The organism is Mycobacterium conspicuum (genome assembly GCF_010730195.1).
Classification (GTDB): Bacteria; Actinomycetota; Actinomycetes; order Mycobacteriales; family Mycobacteriaceae; genus Mycobacterium; species Mycobacterium conspicuum.
Map to the genome: position 1 here is coordinate 4,948,302 of NZ_AP022613.1, position 23,014 is coordinate 4,971,315.

A 23,014-nucleotide genomic window follows, 5' to 3' on the forward strand; every position below is an offset into this window, starting at 1 on the left:
TCGTAAATCGGTTATGAGGTGCCAGCCAAGATTGGGGCACCCGGAAGGGGCCGTGATGGCGGACGCCGCGACGACTTTGTTGGAGATCGAAGCGATCAAGCAGCTCAAGGCGCGATACTGCCGGTTTCTGGACACCAAACAATGGGACGACTGGCGGGCGTTGTTCACCGATGATTTCGTCAGTGACACCTCCCCCTCGGGCGGGAAGCTGATTACCGGCGCCGACGAGTTCGTGGCCTTTGTTCGGGGCACCCTGGAGAAGCAACCGACCGTGCACCAGGTGCACGCCCCCGAGATCACGTTGACGTCGGAGACGACGGCCACCGGGGTGTGGGCGCTCCACGACGTGGTGCGACTGGGGCCCGGCCTCAACCTCGACGGGCGCGGGCACTATCACGAAACATACGAAAAGGTGGACGGCCGGTGGTTGATCAAGACGTCCACGCTGACCCGCCTGCGTGAGGACATTTTCAATCCGCTGTTCTCCGTGCGCATCTCGCCCCGCCTGCGCAACATCGGCGCGGCGGCCGCGCGTAGGTTCGGCGCATGAGCAGCCAGATCGTCCTCGCCACAGGGGCTTTCGGCCAGGTCGGTACGCGGTGCACCGAGATCCTGCTGGGCCGGGGGCGCACCGTGATCGCGATGGACGTCCGCAGCGACCGTTCGGCGGCGACCGCCGCGAGCTTGGCCGCGCAGTCGCATGCCGGCATGTTGATCCCGGAGTACACCGACCTCACCGACGCCGACGCGGTCGCCGCGGTGGTGCAGCGCCATCGCCCGCAGGCGATCGTGCATCTGGCGGCGATCGTTTCGCCGCCCTCGTATCGCAATCCGCGGCTGGCGCGCAGGGTCAACGTGGACGGCACTCGGCACCTGGTGGCGGCGGCGCGGGACCTGAGCGATCCGCCGCTGTTCGTGTTCGCATCCAGCGCGGCGGTGTACGGGTCGCGCAACCCGTATCGGCAACCCGAACGCATCACCGGCGACACCCCGGTGAACCCGATCGACCAGTACGGCGAGGACAAGGTCATGGCCGAGGCCGCTATCGCCAAAAGTGGCCTGCCATATACGATTTTGCGGCTGGGCGGCGTCATTTCTCCCGACACCCAGACCAAAGTCGACGGCGACTATCTGCTGCTGATGCGCGCCACCCCAACAGACAACCGCATGCACTCCGTCGACGCCCGCGACGTCGCTCTGGCCTTCGCCAACGCCGTGGACCGCCGCGACACGGTGAACGGAAAGGTGCTCGCGATCGGGGGCAACGAAACGTACGTCCACCTCATGAGCGACATCCAGGACGACATCATGGCCGCGATTGGCATCGGTCGGCTCGGGCCGTCGGCCGGCCTGCCGGGCGATCCCGACGACGACCGCGGTTGGGCGTTCACCGGCTGGTTCGATACCACCGAATCCCAAGCGCTGCTTGACTATCAGGAACACGACTGGCCCGACACCGTCGCGTGGGTCGCGGAGGCCATGGGCCGCCAGCGTCTGCTGCTTAAGACGCTCGGCCCGGTGCTGCGACCGACCATGCGGGCGCTGCTTGCCCTGCAACGCCGATTCGAACGCCGCGGGCGCTACGCCGACCCGTGGACGCTGATGGCCAACAAGTACGGTCCCGACATGTTCGCCTCCACCTCATGACCGCAACGAAACTCGTTATCGGCGCCAGTGGCTTCCTCGGCTCGCACGTCACCCGCCAACTCGTGGCCGCCGGTAAACACGTGCGAGTCATGCTGCGGCGCACCAGCTCCACCAAGGGCATCGACGACCTCGACGTCGAACGCTGTTACGGCGACGTGTTCGACGACGAGGCGCTGCGGGTGGCGATGGCCGGCTGCGACGTCGTGTACCACTGCGTGGTCGACGCCCGGATGTGGCTGCGCGATCCCGCCCCCTTGTTCCGCACCAACGTCGAGGGGCTGCGCCACGTGCTCGACGCGGCGGTGGCCGCCAATCTGCGCAAGTTCGTATACACCAGCACCACAGGAACATTGGCGATCAGCCAATCCCGCCTCGTCACCGAGGACGACCCGCACAACTGGAGCGACGGCGGCGCCTACATCCAGGCGCGCAAGGCCGGCGAAGACCTGGTCCTGCAGTACGCCCGCGACAAGGGGCTTCCGGCCGTCGCGCTGTGCATCTCGACCACCTACGGCCCGCGCGACTGGGCGCCGACCCCGCACGGCTCGGTCATCGCCCGCGTGGCCGCCGGGCGCTTCCCGTTCTACATGGGCTTCTCCTCCGAGGTGGTCGGCATCGAAGATGCCGCTCGCGCAATGCTTCTCGCCGCCGAGCGCGGCCGCGACGGGCATCGCTACATCATCTCCGACCGCTACATGAGCACCCGCGAAGTCCACGACATCGCGGCCCGTGCCGTCGGCCGTCGCCCACCGCGTATCCCGGTGCCGATGTCCGTGATGCGTGGCGGTGCGCGCCTCAACGATCTCGCCGCGCGGTTGTTGCGGCGCGACCTTCCGTTCGCCTATGTCGGGGCCCGCATGGCCGAGCTGATGTCGCCCCTGGACCACAGCAAGGCCGAGCGCGAACTGGGTTGGAAACCAGAGCCGGTCGAAGAATCCATCCGCAAAGCGGCGCGGTTCTTCGCGGCGCACTCAGCCGATTAGCTCGCCCGCCGGCTCGTCCCAGTAGTCGAGGTTGACCGCCTCGGCCAGCGGGCGGCGACGCACAGGCCCGTGCTTACCCTTGGGCCACCCGACCACGACGTGGCCGGCGATCATCCAGTCTTCGGGCACACCGATCGCGTCCCGCAGCAATTGCTCACCGCCGTAGGATGCCCAGCTGGTCGCACACGCGCCCAGCCCCTGGGCGCGGGCGGCCAACAGAAAATTCTGCATGGCCGGGAAGATCGAGCCGCCCAGCAGAAGCTCGGACGCCGCCGGGAAATGCTTCTGCGCGAACAGCACCGACGTGAACTCACCCGCCCGGTCATGCAAGTCATAGGTCGCGCGGTAGGTGCGGGCACGGCGGCTGTTGTCGTCGTCGGCCGGCCTGCTCATCCCATAGACCGGCTCGATCACCTCCAACGCATGCGCCGCCGCCTTGGCCACAACCGCGCGCTGCTCGGGCGAGCGCAGCACGACAAATCGCCAACCCTGCGCGTTGGCGCCCGACGGCGCCCATCTGGCCGCCTCCAGGCAGCGCGCCAGCGTGGTGTCGTCGACCGGCTCGTCGGTGAAGCGCCGGATCGTGCGGGAGGTCGACATCACTTCCCAGATGTCGCCGCTGACCTTCGTCATGGCTTAAACCTAGCGTCCAGTGTGATCAGTCCACGCGGCGCGGGTCGCATCAGATTCCTCCTCTGGCGACCAGCTGCGCGACGATGACATTGCGCTGGATTTCATTTGTGCCTTCGCCGACGATCATCAGTGGCGCGTCACGGAAGTACCGCTCGACGTCGTATTCGGTGGAGTAGCCATAGCCGCCGTGGATGCGAACCGCGTTCAAGGCAATTTCCATTGCAACCTCGGAAGCGAAGAGCTTGGCCATTCCGGCCTCCATGTCGGCGCGCTCTCCGCTGTCATAGCGCTCGGCGGCATAGCGGGTCAGGGAACGTGCGGCAGTTAGCTTCGTCGCCATGTCCGCCAAGTAGTTGCCAACGGATTGGTGCTTCCAGATCGGCTGACCGAAGCTCTCTCGCGCCTGCGCGTAACGCAGCGCGTCGTCGAGCGCGGCGGTCGCCACACCGAGCGCCCGCGACGCCACCTGAATGCGGCCGGTTTCGAGTCCTTTCATCATCTGCGCGAATCCGTTGCCGGGCGATCCGCCGAGGATCGCGGACGCCGGCACCCGGCAATCGTCGAATGTCAGCTCGCAGGACTCGACGCCCTTGTACCCCAGCTTGGGCAAATCGCGTGAAACCGTCAGCCCCCGGCCCTGTTCCACGAGCACGATCGAAACTCCCTTGTGGCGCGGAGTCGCGTTGGGATCGGTCTTGCACAACAGCGCGATCAGCCCTGAACGGCGAGCATTACTGATCCACGTCTTCGACCCGTTGATCACGAGTTCTTCACCATCGCGGATCGCGGTTGTCTTCATGTTCTGCAGATCCGACCCTCCACCCGGTTCCGTCAGCGCCATGGCTGCGCGCATCTGGCCGGTGGCCATCACCGGCAGGTATCTACCTTTTTGCTCTTCGGTGCCGAATAAGGCCACCAGCTTCGCGACGACGGTGTGCCCGCCCATGGCGCCGGCCAGACTCATCCAGCCGCGTGCCAGCTCTTGAGTCACCTCCACGTAGCACGGAGTCGAGACGGGCACGCCCCCGTACTCCTCGGGAATGGCCAGGCCGTAGATCCCGATGCGCTTCATTTGTTCGATCCACGCTTCAGGGTATTCGTTGGCGTGCTCGACTTCGCGCACCGTGGGTTTCACTTCGCGGTCGACGAAGGCGCGCACCGTGTTAACCAGCATGGTCTCTTCATCGCTCAGCGTCATCGTTTCAGCCCGCCGACCATCCAGCATCCACCGGCACGATCGCGCCGTTAATAAACGAGGCGGCGTCAGAAGCCAAGAATAAAGCCACCCCGGCGATCTGCTCGGGCAGCGCCACGTGTTGGTTAAGGGTGATGATCGGCTTGAGCCGCTCCACGCCCGTCTCATCAAAGCCTTCCACGCTGCCGGCCGCACCGCTGAACACCGGCCCCGGCACGATCGCATTGCACCGGATGCCGTCGTTCGCGTGAGCCCATGCGACGCTGCGTGTTAGGCCGACGACGCCGTGTTTGGATGCGGTGTAGGGGGCACCGGCCGCTCCGCCGCGGATTCCGGCCTCCGAGGCGGTATTGACGATTGCGCCCGCGCCGTTTTGGAGCATGTGGGGCAGCACCGCGCGGGTCACCAAGAACGTCCCCGTCAAGTTGATCCGTAGAACACGTTCCCACTCGTCGATCGTTGTGTCCGCAGGTAGCGCCATCGTGTCTAGCACCCCGGCGTTGTTGCATAGCACGTCGATCCGGCCGAATGTGCCCACTACATGCTGCACGAGCGCGTTAACCGAAGACGCATCAGAGATGTCCACGCCCAATGGGCTTGCTGCCTTGCCGATTTCAATTGCGGTCTGCTCTGCACTGGCAGGATTGATATCGGCGGCGACGACGCGCGCACCGGCCGTCGCGAACGCGATGGCCATCCCCTTGCCGATGCCCGAGCCGGCGCCGGTGATCAGACTGACGCGCCCCTCAAACCCAGTGCTCACGTGCGCCTCTCATATCGGATAGGTGATGCCGGTCAGTTCTTCTGAGGCCGACCACAACTGCCTCTGCAGTAGCTCATCGTGCGACTGGGCAGACGACTGCACAAGTCTGGGGTGACCACGCAATTCGCCGATCCCGCTGGGACCGTAGTAGTCGCCTCCGCGCACCGCGGCATCCGTCGCGGCTCGCAAGGTAGGGAGCGCACCTTTCTCGGCACTTTGGAACAGCATTGGCGCCAAGAGAGCGAAACCCAAGCCAATCAGGCCCTTTGAATGCCGCGTCAGCCCTGTCCTTGAGCCGCCGGGATGTGCTGCAACGGCGATCATCTTGTGATCCTTGGCAGCCAGCCGACGTTGCAGCTCGTATGTGAACAACAGGTTGGCCAGCTTCGATCTGCCGTATGCCGCAACGGGATCGTAGCCACGATCCATCTGCAGGTCCTCGAAGTCAACTACCGGCCGGATGCGGTGTCCCGAGCTGCTGACCGTCACCACCCGCGACCCGTAAGCCCCCAACATCCCCTCGAGTAGCAGCCCGGTCAGTGCGAAATGCCCGAGATGATTGGTGCCCAGCTGCAGTTCGAACCCGTCTTTCGTGCGGCCTTCCGGGGTGAACATGACACCCGCATTGTTGATCAAGAGATCGATCTGTGGATGGGCCAACATCAGCGCATCCGCCGCCCTGTGAACGGACGCCAACGACGTTAAGTCAAGTTGTTGTACGCCGACAACGGCATGCGGGCAGATCGCTCTGATGCTAGATGCAGCAAGCCTGCCCTTTTCGACATCACGAACCGCCAGCACCACCCGAGCACCACGCTCGGCGAGCACGGCCGCAGTGTGGTAACCGATTCCGGCGTTAGCTCCGGTGATGACGGCGACGCGGCCAAACTGTTCGGGAATGTCGGCGGCGCACCATCTCTGCCCCACCACTAGCCGACCACAGTGGCGAACGTCTTGTGTTCCAAGAATTCCTCAAGCCCGGCCACACCCATCTCCCTGCCGACGCCCGATTGCTTAAATCCGCCGAACGGGCTATCGGCCGAAAAGTAGTTGCCGCCGTTGATCGAGAACGATCCGGATCTGATCCGGCGCGCCGCGGCGACGGCGCGGTCGTGGTCACCGCTGAAAACAGCTCCGGCCAGACCGTAAATGGAGTTGTTGGCGATGCGCACGGCGTCATCATCATCGTCGAAGGGGATAACCGACAGCACAGGCCCGAATACCTCTTGCTGGGCGATCTCGCTGTCCGGGTCGATGTTCGTCAACAACGTTGGCGTGTAGAAGAACCCGGGGTCAACGCATTCGCCCCCGGTGACCAGTTTGGCGCCAGCGTCGACTGCGCGTCGCACCATTCTGTTGACCTTTTCGCGCTGTCGCGCACTGATCAACGGTCCCATGTAGGTCTTGGGATCCGAGGGGTCGCCGTAGCGTACCTGGGCGAAGTTTGCCGCGATTAAGTCGACGATCTCGTCGTGGTGTTCGCGGGGCACCAGCAGCCTTGAGGTCAGGGCACAGCCCTGTCCTGCGTGGGTCACCATGGAGAAAGCCGCGAACTGGGCAGCGGAAGCGAAATCGGCATCGTCGAGCATGATCGCGGCTGACTTGCCACCGAGTTCGAGGAAAACGCGTTTGACGGTGCTACTGGCCGCGGCCATGATGTCCTTGCCGACCGCGGCGGAGCCGGTGAAGGTGATGAGGTCAACATCGCTGTGCGTTGTTAGTGCTTCTCCGACGGCCACGTCCGACGAACTCAACACATTGACTACGCCCGCGGGTATGTCGGTGTGTTGCGCGATGATTTCTCCGAGGGCAAGGGTGATCAATGGGGTATCGGGCGCGGCCTTGAGGATTACGGTGCAGCCAGCGGCCAGCGCCGGTGCTAGCTTTGCCAACGCCAGTTGGTTGGGATAGTTGTAGGCGATGATCGCGCCGACGACCCCAGCCGGCTCCGCTTCTACCCAGCGGTGATGCCGAGCGCCTCTGATCTCTTTAATGCCAAGGTTATTGGTGAACGAATAGCTCTTGAGCAGGTCCGTGTAGTAGCGCACGATTTCAATCGGGCCTTCCAGCTGCGGCCCGTGTGTCAGCGTTCGTGTGGCGCCGACTTCGGCGATGGTCAACTCGCGAAGTTCGTCGATGTGGTCGATCAATGCTTGGTGCAGCTGGCTCAGGCAGTGCACTCGAAGACCGACGTCGCGCGCCCAGTCGTTTGCGTCGAATGCGCGGCGGGCCGCCGCGATGGCCGCGTGTGCCTCAGGCAAGTCTGCGTCAGGTGCGTAGCCGAGCATTTGAGCGGTGGCGGGGTTGATCGACTCGAGCTTCCGGTCGGTGTCGACTAGGCGCCCATCGATGAGCAGGCGACGGTCGGCGTTGAGCCCGGCCTTGGGTTCCCCCGAGCCGTAAGCCGTTGTTGACATAACTTTTGCGCCTCTCATCACGAATTGACCTGAATTCGGCAGCCTGGTGCCATGTCGCTGCGCCCAACTACGTAGTGCGGCAGCATATTTCAATGCACTGCGCCGTTACCCCTTGCGACGCCATCATTTTCGCGATATTGCCTGACGTAATCGCCGGCGTTCTTATGCAATGCCCTCAGGAGTAGCTCCTGGTCGTTGAGCGGAAACTCCGATACCACGCCCGAGGCGAGCATCGTCTGCGTGGCCTCCAGGGTGTTGGCGTCCTGGAGGGCGAACTCCTTGAACGTCGCAGCCGCAAGCTCGTGGCCCAAGCGCTCGCGCGCATTCTTTGGCGGGACGAAATACATTGTCCCTTCGAAAATGTGCTTGTCGACCGCCGTCGGCCAGTAATGGTACGTCAAGTACCAACCCGGAGCCCAAAACAGCAGCATGAAATTCGGGAAGAAGTGGAAGGAGTCGATGCCCCAGATCTTGCTGCCGCCGGGGTTGATACCGGGCGGAAGCGGATCGAGCCCATCGATGTCAGGTCGATCCCAGTTGCCGAACAGCCCGCTGCGCAGCACCTGATCGATCGGCTTAACCATACTCAAATCCTTCGGGGGCGACTGACCGCCTGCGCATGACACCATCCCGTGTGGGTGAGCGACCTCGTAATGCAAGGCCTCGAAGCCGTGCTGCATGATCTTGCGGGCTTCGTCCGCTGTGTACTGCTTGCTGTGCAGAACCGGGGCGTGGTAGAACTCGGCGAACGCATCGATGAACAGCTTCCAGTTGCTGCCGATCTCGGCACGGTACTGATAAAACTCCGTCATCTGATGGAACGGGTAGCCCTCAAGACCTTTGGCGAGTGGCCCCAAATAGTCGTTCAGCGGTTCGGCTTTCGGGTCAAGGTTGACGAAGATGAAGCCTTCCCACACCTCGCAGCGCACTGGCTTTAGACCGTATTGACTCTTGTCCAGGTCGAAGAACTCCTCTTCCTGCTGAACGAACGCCAAGTCACCCTCGAGGGTGTACCGCCACGCGTGGTATTTGCAGGTGAATTGCCGGCAAGTGCCCGACGTCTCCTCACCCGGATAGTCAGTCCAAACGAGCTTGTTACCCCGGTGCCGGCAAATATTGTGGAAGGCCCGGATCTCGTCGTCGTTGCCCTTGACGACGACTACCGAGGTCTTCGCCACGGCTAGTTCCTTGGTGAAATAGCTTCCCTTTCGGGGCACCCGTTCAACCCGACCGACGTTGAGCCAGGTGTGCTTGAAGATCGCCTCACGCTCGGCCTCAAAGAAGTCGGGATCGATCGAATCGGTGTAGTTAACGGGGCCAAACCCCAGCTCTGGGTAGCGGTTTGTCCAGCTGCCCTCGGCCGGCTTCGCGAAGTAACGCATTTTCTGCCTCCTGTAGCCGCGGTACGCCGTGGGCGAAGAGCTTGGAACCATCTCTCGGGCTTGCAATGATACGGCTCCGTATATTTATAATTACCCTTGGCTGTATATTTTTGTCAACCAGTCATCGGCTTTGGTCGAACGACGACGAAACGGAGATGTCATGGCTGGTCTAGCCGCGGAAGACCTCAACGCGGACACCCAGGTGTGGCTTCGCCCACGAGGCCGTGCAATTCGACACCGGCTCTTCGTTCTCTGCGACACCGCAGCCGAGGTCATATGCGCTGCTGGGGGCTGGCTGTTCGATCAAGCGTTGGCGGGCTGCGAGACCATTGCGCTGGTCAACGACCGCACCAATAACCGGGCATTGCGGATCGTGGGCGCCGAAGCAATCGCTCTCCACACCCCGCAAGCCAGAGCTGCCCTTCGTGCACGACCCGACACACTGATGGTGGCCGCCAACCTATTTCGGCATGACGAGCAGGTGCGCCACCGCACTCTCGAGGCGATCGACGAGGGTCAGACGAAGGTCATGTTGTGCGGAAACGGCTGGCCGACAGAGTTCGAAGGACTGGGAACGTCGGTGCACCATCGGCTCAGCATCGCTGCACAGGCGTTCAAGAAGCAGGCGCTCGGAGCTGCAGGCGCGTCCACCAACCTGGTGGGTCTTGTCGAAACGTTCGGCGGCATTGACCTTCGCACCTGCCGACCGGAGGCCACGAGCCGGGCGGCTGCTGAAAAGCCCGCGATTCATTGGCAAACGGCGTAGGGAGCTACACATTTTCTCCATCAATCGACCTCCAGCGCCGCCCTGTCGGACGGTGAGTTATGAGTGCTAGTGTGCGCCAAAAGTCCGAAGGCAACGATCTAGATTCCGTCCACGAAGACAAGACACCAAACGCAGCCCTCGAGATGCAGGCAATGGCCGAATTGGCCGAGGCAGAAGCCGCGGAGGCCGAGGCGCTGGCGGCGAGCGCACGTGCACGCGCGCGCGCCGTTCGATTGCGCCGACAAGTAGAGCTCGCAGAAGCCTCTGAATCCGCCGAGGCTCAGACGGCGCCTGCTGGAAGCGAGCTCCAAGATAATGCCACTCCGGGCACCATGCCGGACGCGCTGAGTTGGTATCGCCGCTGGCTTCGGCGTCCCAGATTGTCCAGCCTCGCAGCAATTCTGACCATCGCCGTTATTACCTCGTCGCTCGCAGCCACCGTTTACATGGTCATGGAGCGTCACGACGCCTCTCAACAGCGCCAGCGAACAACAGAGTTCGCCGCCGCCGCCCGGCAGGGCGTCATGGCGCTGACGTCACTAGATTGCAACAACGCGAAACGGGATGTGCAGCGTATCCTCGACAACTCCACTGGCTCCTTCAAGGCCGACATGCAAAAGATGGCTGACGATTTCGCAAAGGCTGTGGAAGAGTCCAAGGTGGTCGAGCAGGGTGCCGTTGAGTCCGTGGCCGTAGACCTGGACTCGATGACAAGGGATTCAGCAGTGGTGTTGGTGGCATCGAAATCGGACGTCACCAATGCCGCTGGCGCAAAGCAGGATCCGCGTGAGTTCAGGCTAATCGTGACGGTCGTACGCGACGGTGGCCAGCTCAAGATGTCGAAAGTCCAGTTCGTGCCATGAAACTTGATGAAACGCCAGTAATCGAAGACGTCGCCGACACCCTCCCCGACAAAGATGCGAGCGCCGGGCGGCTGAAACTCTTCGCGCGCGGCACGAAGCAGTTGTTGCGCGGAAGAACCGCAAGCGTACTAATGGCATTGGTGGCCATGGCTTCCGTGGCATCGGCGGTGGGGCTGTTCTTCTTCGAATATCGGCCCGACCGGGCCACCGATGCGGCGGCCGCCAAGACTGTGATCACCGCAGCTACCGACGGGACGGTCGCCATATTGTCGTATTCGCCCGACACGCTCGATCGCGATTTCGCCTCCGCCAAAACGCGTTTGACGGGTGACTTCTTGTCCTACTACAGCCAGTTCACCCAGCAGATCGTAGCTCCGGCCGCCAGAAAGAACTCCGTCAAGACGACTGCTGTCGTGCTTCGTGCTGCTGTCTCGGAATTGAGTCTTCACTCCGCCGTCGTACTGGTGTTCGTCAATCAGAGCACCGTCAGCAAGGATCGGCCGCAAGCAGCCGTAACTCCAAGCAGCGTTCTCGTCACCTTGACGAAAACCGATGGGAATTGGCTTATCTCGTCCTTCAACCCGCTGTAGGGGCCGGAAAGTCACGGCTAGGTGTCGCCACGAACCCAGCGAAGCCGGCCGTTCTGCACAATGCACGTGAGGAACAGCCCATCCGGCGCTTGCGCCACGTAGTACTCCGGCCAATCCGCGCAATCGGAATTCTCGTCTTTGACTCCGGCCATCGGAGGAGACCGGAACCATCTGGGCTCGAATCTCCTGGGCGAACCGCAAAACATCAACCGCCCGGGCTGCGTAGCAAACGAGACGTAGTAATCCGCGGTCCCGAAAACATAGTAGGTGGAGTTATCGCACGGCGCGCCGAGAACCACGTGCGCGGCAATGCCCGGCGTGCAGGTGGGATCGTCGCAGACCGTTGGTCCAGCGGCGGCGGGCGGCGCCAACAGAGCACCCAAAACCGGCAACGCGGCAGCCGGCGCAACCAACAATCGCATTCACGTCACCCAATCTTGTCTAGCCGGAAGGGCATCTCGATTGCGAGCGCTTTGTTCACTCGACAGGCGCCGCTCGGTCCGATCGTCGCATCCTTGCCAGTAAGTGTTGGCGACCAGTCCGGCCCTGCAAAACCATCTGGCGTCACGGGAGTAAAGCTGAACATCTGCTGCCCCGCGAATGTGCTGCCGTCAGGGCAAGTTCCCCAATTCGGCACCTCGCGCTTGACGAACCACATCGAGCCGTCATGCATGATAAGCGGTCCACTCCACCCCTGATCGCTTGTCACTTCGCCCGCGCAATCCTGAGCCGTGCTGCACGAGGACGTTACAGTCCACGTGCTCGTCACAATCGGCTCGTCATGAAATGAATTGTTTGTCTTCGCCCAAGTACCGACCGACGTCGCACGATATGTGCCGTTGATGGCGTGGCTCACAGATGCTCGCGCACACGGTACCCCACCGAGACTGCTCCAAATGGCGGCAGCCAACAGTGTCGCGCCCATCACCCTGCCCTTCGAGCGGCTCTTCCACTGGCCCCTTGAACGCCTCGTACACGCCGTCGCCCACTTCCAGTTCCAGCCGATCGGGCCCGAATCAAGATAGCTAACAGAGACTTTCATAAGACATCGAGCTTGTCGATCAGCCAGGAACCCCGAACCTTCTTCAGCACTACTCGAAGACTGCTCGAGGTCTTCACCGGCTCCGGTTTGTCCCTACTGCTCGTATTCTGTTCAATAAATGCAAGCACGACAGCCGAATTCGGATGCAGCTCCGAGACTGCGGCTCGAATTACGCGCACGGTCGTGATGAGTTGCGCCCGTTGAGCCGCGGGCGTCACGATTTGTTCGGTGAATTGTTGGTAGAAGGCCCGGTAGTCGCCAGTAACGCGTGACTTCGCGTTCTCAAAATCGCGGCTCAGACCCTGCGGCGAGTACGACAGGAGCGCGACCGTTCCTTCAGATGCCGCCTTGACCACCTCGCGGGCGGCGAACTTGTCGGTTTGGCGATCCACGCGGTACTCAAAGTGGAACCACCCTGCCGCAAACCCGGTCGCGGCAACGAGCAAAACCGTCAACAGTATCGGGCGCCAACTCGCGCGGGGCCGGCGCACCCAGCGCCCAATCCAGCGGAAGCGCGCCAGCTTGGCGTCGAGTCGAACTACTCCGTCGATATCGGAGTTGCCGCCAACCCTCACGGCAGCATCTCGATATCCGCCATCTTGAGCTGGCCGCCATCTCGCTGCAGAGTCATGACAATTCGCCAGGACCGCGGCGCCGGCGTGTCCTTACCCGGACCAACAGCATCGGCCTTGGACGCGACCAGGATTACCGCTGAATCATTTGTCATCGACTCGACAACAACAGATTTCACGACGACCTTGGTGCTGACCTTCGACCGCTCAATCGTTTTGACCAAATCGTCCGCGGTGACCAGCATTTTGGCCTTAAAAGGACCTGTGCTGTCATCGATGATGTGCTGCACGTCTTTTCGGGCACTGTCGGCACTAATGGACATCAACGTGATAGCCCGTTCGCGCGCTGCCGCAGTGAACTCTGCGGCGCGCTGATGTTCAGCTGTAAGCGCGCGGTGATGCCACACGACGTAGCCGCTTGCTCCCACGCCGGCGCAGGTAACCAATAACGCGGCGGCGACTGCCAAACTCTTTCGCGTCGGTCGACGGAACCAGCTGCGCCGCAGCCGAGCCGGACCGGCCGACGTTAGCGCGAGATTGGGGACGTCATCCTCAACATCCGCGCCATCAATCTCATCTGCGTCGGCGGAAGCCTTCATGTCGAGCTGCTCGCTTGCCCCAGCCTCGAGTTGCTCGCGCAGCCGTATCGCGTGAACGCGTGCGATCGCCGCCCGGGCTTCGGTCCGGGCCACCTCTTCCATTGCTTCTGCGACGCAAGGATCCCGATCAAGGCGAGCGTCGAGCGTCCCACGTTGATCGTCCGGCGACGGCATCGTCACCTCCCCGATGGTTCGCGTCACGTGGGCAGCATGTCCTGCCACCTTTTGGGCGCGGATGACCTCACGAGGTCCGACTGTCGATAAACCTGGCCATCCGGACCCAAATAGCGGCCGGTCTGCGGATCATAGTGCGTAACTGCCACCACCGGACCGGGCCGAGATTCATTGCCGCCGAAGGAACTAGGCGCCGCGTGAGCACCACCGTTGACGGGGCCGGCGGGCGGCCCGGGCGCGTCGGGAACATCCACAGGTGCGATCGACGAAAGGTCAGCCGACGATGGTGGCTGCGCGCCCGGCGGCGTCGGTGGTGTTCCTCGCGGGACCGCCCCCGGGGGCAGCGGCGTTCCGTCAACCGGTCCAAAGGTTCTGCCACGGGTCCAGTTGACCCGGTCGTCGGGCTGGATGCCTTGCGCAACAAGGTTCGGGTCCAACGGGTAGGTGCCGAACACGTGCTGCCTCTTCGCCAGTGGTTCGTACAGCTTGTCGCTGTCGCAGATTTCCACCGTCGGCGCGCGTTTTCCGGGGTGTCCCATGCACGGGTAGTTACGCGCGCCACGCACCCCGATCGGCGAGTCCTGCGGCAGTTTGCAGTAAAGCCCGTCCGGTGTGTCAATCGTTGTGGTGTCCGCCGGAGAGCGCCATTTGTTGGGCGGCAGGAAGCCCACCGTGCATCCCGGCGGGTCATCCAACGTGATAGCGAAGACGCCGGTCGGCAAGCCGGTCGGGTTTTTATTACCGGCGAACGATTGCAGGGCGGCGATGTACGGCGGCAGTAACACCAGCATCTGCTCGAGTGAAGGGTGGTAGGTCACGCCAATTTGGCCGACCGTGGTGAGGTTGGCCAACAATACGGGCAGCGTCGGCTTGATTTGGTTGAGCAGCCGCGACGCCTCGTCGAGGGCACCAGGGCCGCGTTCCAGGACGGTACGGACCTGTGGGTCGTTGGTTACCAGCTGTCCGGTGAATCCGGCGAGGCTATGCGCCCACAATCTGATTGCGTCGGTGGTCTGCACTTGCGAGTCGAGTAACGGGCCGGTGTCATCAGTCAGGGTCCTGGTCTGGTCGGCGACACCGTTGAGGTCTCCCGAAATTCGTGCTGATGAGTCCAACAGCGATCCGAAATCGTATCCGGCCCCGTTGAATCCCTTGAAGGCCTCGTCGAGTAGTGCGCTCAGCTTGCCCTTGGGGATGCTGTTGATCAAGGCACTCGTCTTGTCGAGCATCGGCCCGACCGGCGGTGGGACGGAGGTGTTCTGCATGGTGATGACCGAGCCGTCCTGCAGGTACGGCGGTGCGCTGGTTCGCGGCCGCAAGTCCACGTACTGTTCGCCCACCGCCGACATGCTGTGCACCTCCGCTTGCACATCCGCCGGGATCTTTGGCGAAGAGTCAAGGGAGAGAGTTGCTTTCACACTGTGAGAGGTGGTCCAGCGCACCTGGGTCACCTTGCCGACCTGCACTCCGCGGTAGGTCACGTTACTGAACCGGTACAGGCCACCGGAGGCAGGAAGATCCAGCGTGACAGTTAGTTTCCCGATGCCCAGCAACGTCGGTGCCTGGATGTACCAGAAGACCATGACAACCATGGCGATGGTCCCTGTCACAGCGAAAATCGCCAATTGGATCCGGACAAAACGAGTTAGCATCAGCCGCCACTCCCATCCGTCGGCGGCGCTGACCCAAGTCCCGCCCCAGCCGGTGCGCCCGGCGGCGCTGGAGGCGCTGGCGGAGGTGCGCCCGGTGACGGTAGCGGCAGCTGCACGGGGAATGCTGGTCCCGGCGCCGCGGTGGGGACTAGCGGCGCGCCGGCCGGTGGCGCCACCGGCCCGGGAGCCGATGGATTGAGTGGATCTGGCGTGTATTGGTACTGCAAGTACGCCGGGTCGCCGGGCGCAGGTGGCAACTCCGCGCCCAACCTGCCCCAGTGGGTGCCCAACAATAGGGCCTTCCTAAGCCCCGCGTTCGTCAAGTCGAGTGTGACAAACTCGTTGACGTAGTCGCCTCTGACGCCACGGTCGATGAGGTTCTGCGGGAACGGGAAAGTCGGGAAGTACGCGAGGGCCTTGTCGAGTTCCGGGCCGATGTCGGCGAGCGCGCGGATCGCCGGTTCAACGTTCTTCAGGTTCGTGACCAGTTCGGTTCCTGCGTCGTCGACCAGCCTGGTGGTCGTGTCGGAAAACACGCGGAGTTTGTCGAGTGCGCTGACGATGCGCGGCCGCTCCCGGATCAGCACGTCCAGCGCGCGCGGAATTGTGTGCAGCGCCTGGGTGATGACGTCGCGTTGCTCGGCGAACGTCCCAGCAAGCCGGTTGAATTCCTGTAACGACGCAACCAGGTTGTCGCGCTGGTCGTCGAGGACCCCCACAAACTTGTCGAAGCGGTTGAGCAGATCGCGAACATCGCCTGCGCGCCCCGATAGGGCCGCGTTGAAATTGTGGATGATGTCGCCTATCTGGGTGAACCCGCCCGTGTTGATGAAAATCGAGAGCGACGAGAGGGTCTGCTCTGTGGACGGAAAGGTCGACGAGTTGTTCAGCGGGATGGTGGCGCCCGGGTGGAGACTTCCGCTGCCGGATTGGCCCAGCGGCGGATTCAGCTCCAGATGCATCGACCCCAGCAGGCTGGTTTGGCCGACACTGGCTACCGCGTTGGCGGGCACGACGACGTCGGGCTTTACCGAGATCTCGACGTCGACATGCCAGCCTTCCAACGTCATCTTTCCGACGCTGCCGACCACGACGTCGTTGATCATTACCGGTGAATTTGATTCCAGCGTACCGACATTCGCAATCTCGACGTGGTATTTGTGGGCACCGGGGCCGCGTCCGACTGCGCCGGGCAGTGCCAGCGAGTTCACGCCGTTGAATGCGCAGCCGGTCGCGGCCAGCATCACGCACGAGCAGATAGCGGATATCCGCCGCCCCAGGACCCCGGCGGTCATGGTTGCGTTCCTTCCGCCGGAAGCAGGCCCGGTATGGGCGGCGGAGGTTCCGCCGGAGTCGTCGGCGCAGGTGGCTCGGGCATCGCAGCTCCCGGTATCCGCGCCGGCGGCGGTGGCGGTTCCGCCGGAGCAATGTCGCCCGGCAAACCGGTATACGCGGACACTGCCAGTGGCAGCTCGGGAGGACCGGGCTTGGGACCCTCACCGCCGGGTGCCAGTCGTGGCTCGGTGTACACGATGTTTTGCGGAGTTGCCGAGGGCGCCAGGAACGGGTTGACCGGAACTGGAAGATAGTTGAAGTTGAACAGGAACATCGGGTTCGCCACCCGCAGTCCCGGACTGAGGTACAGGCCGCACAACTTCGCCGACTCGCTCGCTGTGACGTTGCCGATGGCCTCCATCAGCGAGCAATACGCCCAGACCGGATTAGCCGAGTTCGAAATCGAAAAGCCGCCACGGATAGCTCCGTAGTCGGGGTCGTAGTCGTTGTAGGCGTTGGCGAGCGCATTGGGCGCGACGTGCAAGACATTCTCGAGGGCCATGCGGTTATCGACGAGGATCTGGGTGAGGTCGGCCAACCGCCGAATCTGTTCCGAGGCCTGATCGCGACTGCCGGCGATGAATCGTTGTACCTCACCGGTTGCCGTCGACAGATCCGTCAGCGCCGAATTCAAATCGGACTTGCTGTCGTCGAGCGTGCTGCTCAGCGTTGCGAGCCGGTTGTTGAACAGCACCAGTTGTTGATGGCTGTCGCGGAGAGCCGCAACAAAAGTCTGCAGGTTCTTGATCACGTCGACGAGGTTGGTGCTGCCGTCGGCGAGGATTCGCCCCACCCCGGATAATTCAGCAAGTGTCGCGCGCAATTTATCGCCGTTACCACCCAGCGCGGTGGCGGCGCTGTCGATGAACCTCGCTACGGATGGTGTCGATACCCTGCTATTTGGCCCTAAATCCGTTGCCAGTCGGGTCAATTGCTCTTTGATCTGGTCCCATTCGACAGGTATCGCCGTCCGCTCGATCGGAATCACCGCACCATCGCGCATGGTGGGGCCGTGTGACCGGTAGGCCGGCGTGAGTTCGACGTAGCGGGCAGCGACCAGGTTCTCGGCGACGATCACCGCTTTTGCGTCGGCGGGGATGCGTACCGAATGGTCAACGGTTAAGGTCATTTTCGCGCGAGTGCCGTCCGGTTGGATGCCCTCGATCCTGCCAACCTTCACCCCGGCGATCTTCACGTCGTCGCCGGGGTAGATCCCGGTCGCAACGGTGAAATAGGCGGTAAGCGTCGTCGAGCGAAATACCGTCTGTCGAACGATCAACGCCGCTCCCGCCACGGTGAGTCCGACCAGGACGACCGCGGCGGCAGCGACAAGCCTGTTGCGTGGAATCAACGTGGACCGCCCGGGAACGGCCCAGTTTCCGGCCGAATACCGTTGGACGGCCAGGGGAACAACGCCCGAGGCCCAGCGGTGTCCGGCGGATAGCCTGGTGTGCCGAAGGCCTTGAAACCCCAGAAGTAGTCGAAGAACGGTTGGAAAATCTGGCTGTTAAAGAGATTCGGCACCATCGCGGTGTAATAGAACCCGCCGGACACTGCCTCGCCCTGCGTAAGCTCGTACTTGGCCAGACCCGGCAGCGCCTTGGCGATGTTGTCTCGGTTCTTTTGAAGCATCGCGGTCACCGAATTCAGTTTCTCCAGCGCCGGGGCGAGCTTCGTCTCGTTGTCATGCACCAACCCGGTCAACTGTTTGGCCACCACGGACGTGTTGGCCAACAGCTGGTCGATCTCGTGGCGTCGCGTCACCAGCACCCCGAGGAGATCGTCTGCGTCGAGGATGAGCGTATTGAGTTGTTCGCTGCGTTGGGACAGTACGTCTGTGACATCGCGGGCGCCTTGGAGTACGTCGCCCAGTGTTTTGTTGCGGCTGTTGAGGGCTCGCGACAATCGCGTTACCCCGTCGAAGGCCGGCCCCAATTGCGGCGAGATCTGGTCAAGGGTTGCCGATAGGGTGTCCAGCGATTGGTTGAGCGATTCGGTATTCGTGTCGGCGAGATCGCTGGTGAGGTCGCTGGTGGCCTCAGTCAGCGAGTAAGGCGACGACGTGCGCGAGACGGGTATCACCTGCATCGGACGCAGCCTGCCTGTACCCCTTGGCTCTACAGTGAGCACCCGTTGCCCCAGCAGCGAACCGGTTCTGATGTGTGCGGTGCTATCCGACCCGAGCCGCACCTTCCCGTTGACTCTGAAGGTCACCAAGGCATCGCCGTCATTCAGCGAAACACCTGACACCGTACCGACCTTGATTCCCGATACCGTCACGTCATTGCCTACCGCCAGGCCGCCCGCCTGAGAAAACAGCGCCTGGTATTTGACTGTCGTGGCCTGTTGCAGCAGCTGATCGGGCGACAGCCCCACGAGGGTGACAAGAACCACCAGGACAGCGCCGAGGAATCCGGCGCGAATGAGGCGTGGTCCGCGGTACTTAAGCATCGGGTTCCGCGCACCTTCCGCCGTGTTCCTTCCAGACCGGCACCACGACGGTCCGATACTGCAGATCCGAAACACGCAGACTGAGTTCGCAGACGTAATAGGGGATCCAGCTGCCGTATGCGCCGAGCCGCACCAGTTTTCGGTAGTTCTCGGGCAGCTTGTGCAGGGAGGCGTCGATTTTGTCCTTGTCCTGATCGAGCAGTGGAGCCAACCGGCCGAGCTGGTCGATCGTGCCCGCCAGCGGAGCCCGCGTCCTAGTCAGCAGGTCCGCAATCGACGCGGTTCCCTTGTCCAGGGAGTCGATCGCGGCACCGATCGTGTCGCGGTCGCCGGAAAAGCCGGAGACCAGTCGTTGCAGCCGATCGATCGCGCCGGAGAAATCGTCGCGATCGTTGGCCAGTGTCCCCAGGACGGTCTTGAGGTTGTCGATCAGCCGCTGCACCGTCTCGTTGTTGTCGGCCAAGGTATTCGAGAACGAGGACGTCTTCGACAGCAAGGACTGCATGGTGCCGCCTTCGCCCTGGAAGATCTGCACAAGTGTTGCTGTGAGCGCATTGACATCTTGTGGATTCAGACCCGCGATAACGGGTTTCAGGCCACCCAACAACAGGTCGAGGTCGAGCGCGGGCGCGGTCCGCTCTTCCGGGATCTGCGCACCAGGACCCAGCGCCCTTGCCGAACCGGGACCGTCGACGAGTTCGAGGTAGCGATCACCGACCAGGTTGAGATAACGAACCACTGCCCTCGTGCCACTGGTCAAAACGACCTTGCGGTCGGCATCGAATTTCACCAGCACCTTGTTGTCGGGACGCAACGAGACGCCGCTGACGGTGCCCACTCGAAGCCCGGCGATGCGCACCGACTGGCCGGCTTTGAGGCGCGAGGCGTCGATGAAGACAGCGGAATATCCTGTCGTGCTGCCAGTGCGGTACTGGCCGAACACAAAGAATAAGGACACCGTCAGCAGCGCCATCACGATCACGAAGGCCGCGAATTTGATCATCGTCACACGTGCGCCGGTCATCCGGATTGCCCGCCTGGCCACGGCGGCCCAATCTGCATGCTGTTGCGTGGTGGACCTGGGATCGGCCCGTACAGCAGCTGCTTGAGCGCGTCGGAGTTGATCAGAACTTGCTGGTTGCCGTACTGCCACGGGTTAGCACCGACATCGGCGACCACGAACGGCGGCGCCTTGTCGAAGGGCACAAGGGGAAGGGTTTGGCACTGCGGGCCACCGGTTGCAGCGACCTTGGGCAGATGGACCGGGTAGCGATAGCGTTCGGCACCCAGGGCGAACTGGACAATGGTGGTGATACCCGGGTCCGGCAGTGGCGGGACCTTTGTTATCTCCACGACACCACCGATGCCGCATTGCAGCGCTTCGTGATACTGGTTGAGCAGATCGGTGGTCGGCACCAACAGATGCAGCGCGTCCGTCAGCGCATGCCGATTGCCGCCAATCACGTCGTTACCCAGGTCGGCCAAACCGATCGCGCTGATCAAGAACGCGTCCAGGTTTCGCTGTTCGTTGACGAATGTCTTACCGATCCGGGTCGCATGCTCGGCCGTCTGGACGATGTCGGGCGCGGCGTCGGCGTAGGCCCGGGCGACCGCAGGAAGAGCAGCCAGGTCGTGGCTCAAGGCGGGAAGACTGGGGTCCTGCGTGGCAAGAAACGCGTCCAGGTCGCTCAGCATCTGCCCGATTTTGTGGCCCCGACCGCTCAGCGCCGACGCCATTGCACCCAGGGTTTCGTTGAGCTTGGCGGGATCGATCTGTGATAACAGCGATGTCAGTTGCTGAAACACGGTGTTGATCTCAACCGTGACATGCTTCGCGTCAAGGACCTGGCCGGCCTGTATGTGCTGCGTCGAGGGCTCATCTGGCAGCACCAACCGAACGAACTTGGCGCCGAATACCGTCGAGGACGCAATGTCCACAAGCACGTTGGCGGGAATACTGGGCAGCACTGACGGGTCCATCGCAAGGTGGAGCGCCGCTTGGCCATTCGGCAATGTTTCGATCGATGCGACCTTGCCGACCTGCACCCCGCCGATCTCTACCTTGGCTTCCGGGTTCATCACCAGACCGGCGCGCTGCGAGAGGACGGTTACCGGTGCCGCGGATACGAAGCGGCCCTGGAACATACTCACCGATACGGCCACAATCCCAACAATGACGAGAACCGTCACCAGGCCCGCTATGAGTCGCACATATGACGTCGCGCCGAAATCACTCCCCGGCGATGGCGCGACGGGTGCTGCGGCGCTGGCGGCTTCAGATCGGTGAAGCGGGCCCGGCCCGAGGTTCTGCGTCACGTCACCTCCCCTAGGCCGGACAGGGTCGAAGTTGCCGCTGGCTACGGCTCTGTGTGCTTATAAGTACACGTAGTAGTATATTATTGTCAATGTTTCCTCTGCGTGTGAGGAACGGTGAAAAATTTTGAGCTCGGCCAAACACTCTCGTGATGGCCGCCAACCTATTTCGCAATCACTCCGGCTTGCAGAGACGCTCCTGAGGCGACCAACGGAGGGCTAGGCGAACGTCAGCATGCGCCGAGACAGTCGCCCGGCCCGCCGGGGTGCGTCGAAGCGGCGGCGTCACCGCGAGGGCCCGCGACTATTCGGAATCGTTGGGCCAGCTAAAAATACAGGGAGCCCTCACTCAGAGCCGCCGACGACGACACCAGCCGATCGCTCGATCGGCTTGATCGCGGCGGTGAAGTCGGAGTCAGGACCCAGTTCCTCCATCGCGCTCTCCCATAATCGTCCGACCGCCTCAGCGACTTCGCGGGATACCCCGAGGGCAATGGCTTCTTCGAGATAGAGCCGCACATCTTTCACCATCAAGCCCGTGGCGAAGCCGAAGTCGAACGTGCGAGGCAGGATCGATCGGGGGAACTTGTCCCGACTCGCGTGGGTCGCACCAGAACCGGCGTTGAGCACATCGATCATGACCTGTGGGTCCAGACCCGACTTGACACCCATTACGACGGCTTCGCATGTTGCGATGAGTCCGGTGGCCGCCAGCATATTGTTGATCAGCTTCATCGTCTGCCCCGAGCCTGGCTTGTCGCCGACGTAAAAGGGCCTACCCATCGATTCCAGGACAGGGGTCAGCGTCTCAAAATCCGCGCGAGGACCCGATACCATCATCGCGAGCGTGCCTTTCTCGGCACCGGCAACCCCGCCACTGACGGGGCTGTCGATCGCGGCGATGTTGCGTCGCGAAAGTTGAGCGTGGACGCGTCTAGCCGTTTGGCTGCCGATGGTCGAGAAGTCAACAAAACGCTTGACCATTGCGCCCTCGATTACACCATCGGCCAGGGCAGCCACCTCAAACGAAACCTGCTGCGACGGAAGGCTCGCCATCACGGTCTCGGCGCGATCCCCGACATCCCTCGGCGACGAGGCGGCTTGTGCCCCGAGTTCAATGAGACGGCCGAGGGCTTCTTCGCGCGTGTCGTATGCGATGACGTCGTGGTCTGCCTCGATGAGGCGCCGTGCCATCGGAAACCCCATGTGGCCCAGGCCGATAAATCCGATTCGCATGGCGTGTCCTAATGCTGATCAAGTTCCGCGAACGTTTCGCGGGCGATTCGGAAGCTGTCGACGGCGGCAGGAACCCCCGCGTAGATCGCTACCTTCATGAAGATTTCGCGGATTTCATCGCGGGTGACACCGTTGGTCAACGCCGCCCGAACGTGGGTGCGTAGCTCATGTGGGCGGTTGAGCACCGAGATCATCGCCAGCGTGAGCATGCTACGCGTCTTGAGGGGCAACTCGTCGCGTCCCCACACGGCTCCCCAACAGTATTCGGTGACGAGGTCCTGGAACGGTCGGTTAAAGTCGCTAGCGCTTTTGACGGCTTTGTCCACATACTCCTGGCCCAACACCGTTGTGCGGATGCGCAGTCCCTTGTCGAAAGTGTTCTCGCTCAATTCTTCTCCTCG

General features: G+C 62.6%; 24 protein-coding genes. 6 read left to right on the plus strand and 18 right to left on the minus strand.

The window, feature by feature from the left end; all coding sequences use genetic code 11:
• Positions 1-55 precede the first annotated feature (55 nt).
• From G6N66_RS22580 to G6N66_RS22590, 3 genes are read left to right on the plus strand one after another with little or no spacing between them, the layout of a single operon-like run.
• Positions 56-550, plus strand: a complete 495-nt coding sequence (locus G6N66_RS22580; RefSeq protein WP_085234973.1) for a nuclear transport factor 2 family protein — start codon at positions 56-58, stop codon at positions 548-550.
• The gene (locus tag G6N66_RS22585) at positions 547-1,647 is read left to right on the plus strand and encodes an NAD-dependent epimerase/dehydratase family protein (RefSeq protein WP_085234972.1); all 1,101 of its coding nucleotides are present in this window, start codon (positions 547-549) and stop codon (positions 1,645-1,647) included. Before G6N66_RS22580 ends, G6N66_RS22585 begins: the two co-directional genes overlap by 4 nt.
• Positions 1,644-2,630 carry an NAD-dependent epimerase/dehydratase family protein gene (locus G6N66_RS22590; protein WP_085234971.1) on the plus strand — a complete coding sequence of 329 codons (987 nt, stop codon included), beginning with the start codon at positions 1,644-1,646 and terminating at the stop codon, positions 2,628-2,630. Before G6N66_RS22585 ends, G6N66_RS22590 begins: the two co-directional genes overlap by 4 nt.
• Here G6N66_RS22590 and G6N66_RS22595 read toward each other — a convergent pair.
• The 6 genes from G6N66_RS22595 to G6N66_RS22620 form a co-directional block, all read right to left on the minus strand.
• Positions 2,619-3,263, minus strand: a complete 645-nt coding sequence (locus G6N66_RS22595; protein ID WP_085234970.1) for a nitroreductase family protein — start codon at positions 3,261-3,263, stop codon at positions 2,619-2,621. The genes G6N66_RS22590 and G6N66_RS22595 overlap by 12 nt on opposite strands.
• A gap of 49 nt (positions 3,264-3,312) precedes the next feature.
• Positions 3,313-4,488, minus strand: a complete 1,176-nt coding sequence (locus G6N66_RS22600) for an acyl-CoA dehydrogenase family protein (RefSeq protein ID WP_232079391.1) — start codon at positions 4,486-4,488, stop codon at positions 3,313-3,315.
• Positions 4,466-5,221: an SDR family NAD(P)-dependent oxidoreductase gene (locus G6N66_RS22605; protein ID WP_085234969.1), complete on the minus strand. Its 756-nt coding sequence runs from the start codon at positions 5,219-5,221 to the stop codon at positions 4,466-4,468. Before G6N66_RS22605 ends, G6N66_RS22600 begins: the two co-directional genes overlap by 23 nt.
• A 9-nt stretch (positions 5,222-5,230) precedes the next feature.
• On the minus strand, positions 5,231-6,151 hold the full coding sequence (locus G6N66_RS22610) for an SDR family NAD(P)-dependent oxidoreductase (RefSeq protein ID WP_085234968.1): 921 nt from the start codon (positions 6,149-6,151) through the stop codon (positions 5,231-5,233).
• Positions 6,151-7,638, minus strand: coding sequence for an aldehyde dehydrogenase family protein (locus G6N66_RS22615; RefSeq protein ID WP_169721530.1), 1,488 nt, complete (start codon positions 7,636-7,638; stop codon positions 6,151-6,153). The genes G6N66_RS22610 and G6N66_RS22615 overlap by 1 nt, the downstream gene beginning before the upstream one ends.
• Positions 7,639-7,727: 89 nt before the next feature.
• Positions 7,728-9,020, minus strand: coding sequence for an aromatic ring-hydroxylating oxygenase subunit alpha (locus tag G6N66_RS22620; protein WP_085234966.1), 1,293 nt, complete (start codon positions 9,018-9,020; stop codon positions 7,728-7,730).
• 160 nt (positions 9,021-9,180) lie between these two features.
• On the opposite strand from G6N66_RS22620, the gene G6N66_RS22625 reads away from it, so the two are divergent.
• From G6N66_RS22625 to G6N66_RS22635, 3 genes are all read left to right on the plus strand, one after another.
• Positions 9,181-9,786, plus strand: coding sequence for a hypothetical protein (locus tag G6N66_RS22625; RefSeq protein WP_139825388.1), 606 nt, complete (start codon positions 9,181-9,183; stop codon positions 9,784-9,786).
• 143 nt (positions 9,787-9,929) lie between these two features.
• Entirely contained in the window at positions 9,930-10,649 is a 720-nt protein-coding gene (locus G6N66_RS22630; RefSeq protein WP_085235025.1) for a hypothetical protein, read from the plus strand.
• Positions 10,646-11,239 carry a twin-arginine translocation pathway signal gene (locus G6N66_RS22635; RefSeq protein ID WP_085234964.1) on the plus strand — a complete coding sequence of 198 codons (594 nt, stop codon included), beginning with the start codon at positions 10,646-10,648 and terminating at the stop codon, positions 11,237-11,239. The genes G6N66_RS22630 and G6N66_RS22635 overlap by 4 nt, the downstream gene beginning before the upstream one ends.
• 17 nt (positions 11,240-11,256) lie before the next feature.
• Here G6N66_RS22635 and G6N66_RS29760 read toward each other — a convergent pair whose 3' ends face one another.
• The 12 genes from G6N66_RS29760 to pcaC form a co-directional block, all read right to left on the minus strand.
• Positions 11,257-11,661, minus strand: a complete 405-nt coding sequence (locus G6N66_RS29760; protein WP_085234963.1) for a hypothetical protein — start codon at positions 11,659-11,661, stop codon at positions 11,257-11,259.
• Between the two features lie 5 nt (positions 11,662-11,666).
• Positions 11,667-12,164, minus strand: a complete 498-nt coding sequence (locus tag G6N66_RS22645; protein WP_085235024.1) for an Rv2253/PknI dimerization domain-containing protein — start codon at positions 12,162-12,164, stop codon at positions 11,667-11,669.
• Positions 12,165-12,277: 113 nt separating this feature from the next.
• A complete protein-coding gene (locus G6N66_RS22650; protein ID WP_232079393.1) occupies positions 12,278-12,856 on the minus strand; it encodes a twin-arginine translocation pathway signal in 579 nt (192 codons plus the stop codon).
• On the minus strand, positions 12,853-13,653 hold the full coding sequence (locus G6N66_RS22655) for a hypothetical protein (RefSeq protein ID WP_232079394.1): 801 nt from the start codon (positions 13,651-13,653) through the stop codon (positions 12,853-12,855). The genes G6N66_RS22650 and G6N66_RS22655 overlap by 4 nt, the downstream gene beginning before the upstream one ends.
• Positions 13,650-15,278, minus strand: coding sequence for an MCE family protein (locus G6N66_RS22660; RefSeq protein ID WP_085234962.1), 1,629 nt, complete (start codon positions 15,276-15,278; stop codon positions 13,650-13,652). The genes G6N66_RS22655 and G6N66_RS22660 overlap by 4 nt, the downstream gene beginning before the upstream one ends.
• The gene (locus G6N66_RS22665; protein WP_085234961.1) at positions 15,278-16,573 is read right to left on the minus strand and encodes an MCE family protein; all 1,296 of its coding nucleotides are present in this window, start codon (positions 16,571-16,573) and stop codon (positions 15,278-15,280) included. The genes G6N66_RS22660 and G6N66_RS22665 overlap by 1 nt, the downstream gene beginning before the upstream one ends.
• Positions 16,570-17,964: an MCE family protein gene (locus G6N66_RS22670; RefSeq protein ID WP_085234960.1), complete on the minus strand. Its 1,395-nt coding sequence runs from the start codon at positions 17,962-17,964 to the stop codon at positions 16,570-16,572. Before G6N66_RS22670 ends, G6N66_RS22665 begins: the two co-directional genes overlap by 4 nt.
• Complete coding sequence (locus tag G6N66_RS22675) at positions 17,961-19,064, minus strand: MCE family protein (protein WP_085234959.1); 1,104 nt, start codon at positions 19,062-19,064, stop codon at positions 17,961-17,963. Before G6N66_RS22675 ends, G6N66_RS22670 begins: the two co-directional genes overlap by 4 nt.
• On the minus strand, positions 19,057-20,088 hold the full coding sequence (locus G6N66_RS22680) for an MCE family protein (RefSeq protein WP_085234958.1): 1,032 nt from the start codon (positions 20,086-20,088) through the stop codon (positions 19,057-19,059). Before G6N66_RS22680 ends, G6N66_RS22675 begins: the two co-directional genes overlap by 8 nt.
• The gene (locus G6N66_RS22685; protein ID WP_085234957.1) at positions 20,085-21,380 is read right to left on the minus strand and encodes an MCE family protein; all 1,296 of its coding nucleotides are present in this window, start codon (positions 21,378-21,380) and stop codon (positions 20,085-20,087) included. The genes G6N66_RS22680 and G6N66_RS22685 overlap by 4 nt, the downstream gene beginning before the upstream one ends.
• Positions 21,381-21,722: 342 nt before the next feature.
• On the minus strand, positions 21,723-22,613 hold the full coding sequence (locus G6N66_RS22690; protein ID WP_085234956.1) for an NAD(P)-dependent oxidoreductase: 891 nt from the start codon (positions 22,611-22,613) through the stop codon (positions 21,723-21,725).
• 8 nt (positions 22,614-22,621) lie between these two features.
• Positions 22,622-23,002 carry a 4-carboxymuconolactone decarboxylase gene (pcaC, locus tag G6N66_RS22695; RefSeq protein WP_085234955.1) on the minus strand — a complete coding sequence of 127 codons (381 nt, stop codon included), beginning with the start codon at positions 23,000-23,002 and terminating at the stop codon, positions 22,622-22,624.
• Positions 23,003-23,014: the final 12 nt, after the last annotated feature.